The sequence below is a fragment of the Treponema sp. R6D11 genome (genome assembly GCF_054786075.1).
Genome location: NZ_BDHD01000215.1, coordinates 1 through 2,799 on the forward strand (window position 1 = coordinate 1; position 2,799 = coordinate 2,799).

At 40.6% G+C, this 2,799-nt stretch carries 5 protein-coding genes; 3 read left to right on the forward strand and 2 right to left on the reverse strand.

The annotated features are described in order from the left end of the window. The coding region (locus tag ACYVTD_RS11355) for a hypothetical protein (protein ID WP_461247884.1) at window positions 1-571 on the reverse strand (571 nt) is incomplete at its 3' end. 152 nt (window positions 572-723) lie between these two features. On the opposite strand from ACYVTD_RS11355, the gene ACYVTD_RS11360 reads away from it, so the two are divergent. The 3 genes from ACYVTD_RS11360 to ACYVTD_RS11370 all read left to right on the forward strand — a co-directional run bounded on the left by ACYVTD_RS11360 (window position 724) and on the right by ACYVTD_RS11370 (window position 1,702). Next, entirely contained in the window at window positions 724-912 is a 189-nt protein-coding gene (locus ACYVTD_RS11360) for a YjfB family protein (RefSeq protein WP_461247885.1), read from the forward strand. Between the two features lie 101 nt (window positions 913-1,013). Continuing rightward, entirely contained in the window at window positions 1,014-1,295 is a 282-nt protein-coding gene (locus tag ACYVTD_RS11365; RefSeq protein WP_461247886.1) for a CopG family ribbon-helix-helix protein, read from the forward strand. Continuing rightward, entirely contained in the window at window positions 1,289-1,702 is a 414-nt protein-coding gene (locus tag ACYVTD_RS11370; protein WP_461247887.1) for a type II toxin-antitoxin system VapC family toxin, read from the forward strand. Before ACYVTD_RS11365 ends, ACYVTD_RS11370 begins: the two co-directional genes overlap by 7 nt. Window positions 1,703-2,198: 496 nt before the next feature. Here the strand turns inward: ACYVTD_RS11370 and ACYVTD_RS11375 are convergent, their stop codons facing one another. After that, window positions 2,199-2,750 (reverse strand): hypothetical protein, encoded by a 552-nt coding sequence (locus ACYVTD_RS11375; RefSeq protein WP_461247888.1) that lies wholly within the window; start codon window positions 2,748-2,750, stop codon window positions 2,199-2,201. Window positions 2,751-2,799: the final 49 nt, after the last annotated feature.

Sequence of the window (2,799 nt, forward strand, 5' to 3'; positions counted from 1 at the left end):
CGTTTATTATCAATATGAGCTTTACGGCGGGAAATCTCGGCTCCACGATGAAACTGCCGTCCGCGAAATGAGGGTCGAATTTCTTGAAAAAGCCGAAAAAATTATAGGTTGAAAATTGCGCGAGGGCGGCCGCCATTTCGTAGCGGCGGTCGGCGGTATAAATCTTATTTTGGTCAAACTGGGTTTCTAGGGTGTTTATATCTTTTTGAATTTCGGCGACAAGCTGTTCGCCGGGCATTTTTTTTACCTTACCGTCTAGCGTGGCATAATCTAACTTTTTTATAGTTTCTTTAATTTTTTCGTCTATACATGATTCTATTATATGCTGTTTAAGCATAGCCACTTTTTTGGCGTCCTGAAAGAACTTTTTAACGGGGTAAATCATCCTGTATGTTGAAAATAAAAACGATAAAAATGAAGGATCCGCCTCGTCCGACCTTGTATGGAAAAATTTGGCGTATTTATTGTGGCTTAGTTCTTTGGCGATTTGTTTGAGCATATTCTGCTTTTCATCGCTTATATCCTCGCCTGCAAACAATGAAAAGACTTTGTCCAATAGGTCTTCTGCCATAGTTTATATACCCCTGATTCATATTACCTTATTTGTTAAAAAATGACAAGATATATGTTAATGTCTAAAATTGGTTAAATTTCCCGTTTTGGCGGTTAAAACAAGAGAACTTTTTGCTTGTTTTTTCGCGAATTTGAGGCTATATTAGAGGTATGGACATAGAATCATTATCGGTAGACATGAGCCAGGCGAACGTGCAGGAACAGGCCGCGGTAAAGGTGCAGGCAATGGCGCAGGACGCGGTAAAACAGCAGGCGGAAGCGGTGGTTAAACTAATTTCGTCCGTTCCTGTTCCAGAGACTGATCCCAATCTTGGGCAGAATATTGACTTAACCGCCTAAAGTGTCGGCAAGCATATTTTTTTTCCTCGAAAATTTAATAGATTGAAAAAAATGATGTTTTTTACTTGACATTATTTTAAGTATATATTACAATTTGTAATATGACTGCAAATTACGCCGTTAACGAAGTTATTACCACCGCGAGACTCCCCATGGAAACAAGGAACAAGCTTCTTGCCCTCGCTAGAATTAAAAACAAGACAAAATCGGAAATAATCATACAATCCCTTGAAATGTACTACGAGCGCGAGGAAGGCGATATGGATTCTTTTTCCTTGGGGGAAAATGTTTTCGGAAAATACGGCTCCGGAGACGGCGACCGTTCGGTTACCTACAAGGAACGGATTAAGAAAAAACTTTCCAACAGGAAAAATGATTGTTAGATTCAATCCTTATAGACTCAGGCCCCCTTATCGCCCTTTTTGACTCTAGCGACAGACACCACCGCAGGGTATGTTCGTTCCTAAAGAAAAACCCGTTCAGGTATGTAAGCACAATCGCCGTTTTTACGGAAGTTTCCCACATGTTGGATTTTAACACAAACGTCCAAAAAGATTTTTATGAATGGGTAATGCACAAGGGCGTAATCATAAGCGACATAAACCAGAATGACATGCTTCGTCTTGTGGAGCTTACGGAAAAGTACTCAAGCCTGCCGATGGATTTCGCGGACGCCACTCTTGTAATTACTGCGGAAAAAACGGGCATCCGTAAAATAATCAGCATAGACAGGGACTTTGACGTTTACAGGCTTCCGGGGAAAGAGCGGATAAGAAATATTTATAAATAACATGGCGATTTGCCCGGTGTCGGTTACTGGTGCGCCGTTCTTTGCAAGATGTATGCCTAAAGGATTTATTTAGTACAGACAGGGCGGCTGCGCGCGCTATAAAAACTTCGGGGGAACCCGACTATGGAGCCTTTCCCTGACCACCTAAATGCGAAATTATAATAAATTTATAAATACTTAACTCATTTATTACTTTTTTCTTAATGGACAAAAACTACTCCCTTATCGCATTTAAGTGGTCAGGGAACTTTTATTCTCTGAATTTTCTTTGTTTGTCCCAAAGTCTCCTCCGTCGGAGAATCCCGAAAAATGTTTTTATAGCGCGCGCAGCCGCCCTGACTGTACTCAAGAATTTTATTCGGTATACATCTTGCAAACATAGTGGGCAGGTTGCGAGTCAAGTCAGGCAGTACCTACCACCTCACATATAGCGTACTCTTCAAGGCAGGGTACACTATGAAAAAGAGGTAGCTGATACCATTGCGTGTCCTTAAATTTAACGTGCGTCTTTTCCGATTTGTTTTGATTTTTCTTGCTCTTGTTTTTGGATACGTTGGTAAACCGTTTCGTATGTGCCACCCTTGTATATTTCACTATCCCTGCCGTATTTTGAAAATACGTCCCTTGCATAGCATGCTGCATCTGCTGCGGCTACTTGTCTGCACGCATCTTCAAAAGTTGCTCCCTTGTTCATTCGTGCCCCAATTTCGGAGCGACGTCCGTTTTCTTTTGGATATTTTAAAAATTCGTTAAGATACTCGTAATATACCTTTACGCAGTCTTGCATATATCTGTATTTTACAGCTGCGTAATGGTCAAGGGCCTTTTGATCGCGATAAAGAAACATTTTCTCGCAGCCACCCCAATATTTATCGACACAATCCTCGATAGTAAAGAACAATTGGTGAGGTACACCTTCGGAGATGAATTTGTTTTTAGCTTCAATAACATATGTTACGGGGTGGAAATCGTCGGTAAATGCTTTTGTGGGGTTTGTTGCGGCAAGTGCCAATGACATAAAAATTACCTTTAAAATTGTCTTTTTCATGAAAAAACGGCTTTTTCCTATTTACAAAATAACTTTGAAATGATATTAT

Coding starts and splice junctions, on each gene's coding strand:
- ACYVTD_RS11360 (WP_461247885.1), top strand. CDS start 724: ATGGACATAGAATCATTATCGGTAGACATGAGCCAGGCGAACGTGCAG.
- ACYVTD_RS11365 (WP_461247886.1), top strand. CDS start 1,014: ATGACTGCAAATTACGCCGTTAACGAAGTTATTACCACCGCGAGACTC.
- ACYVTD_RS11375 (WP_461247888.1), bottom strand. CDS start 2,750: ATGAAAAAGACAATTTTAAAGGTAATTTTTATGTCATTGGCACTTGCC.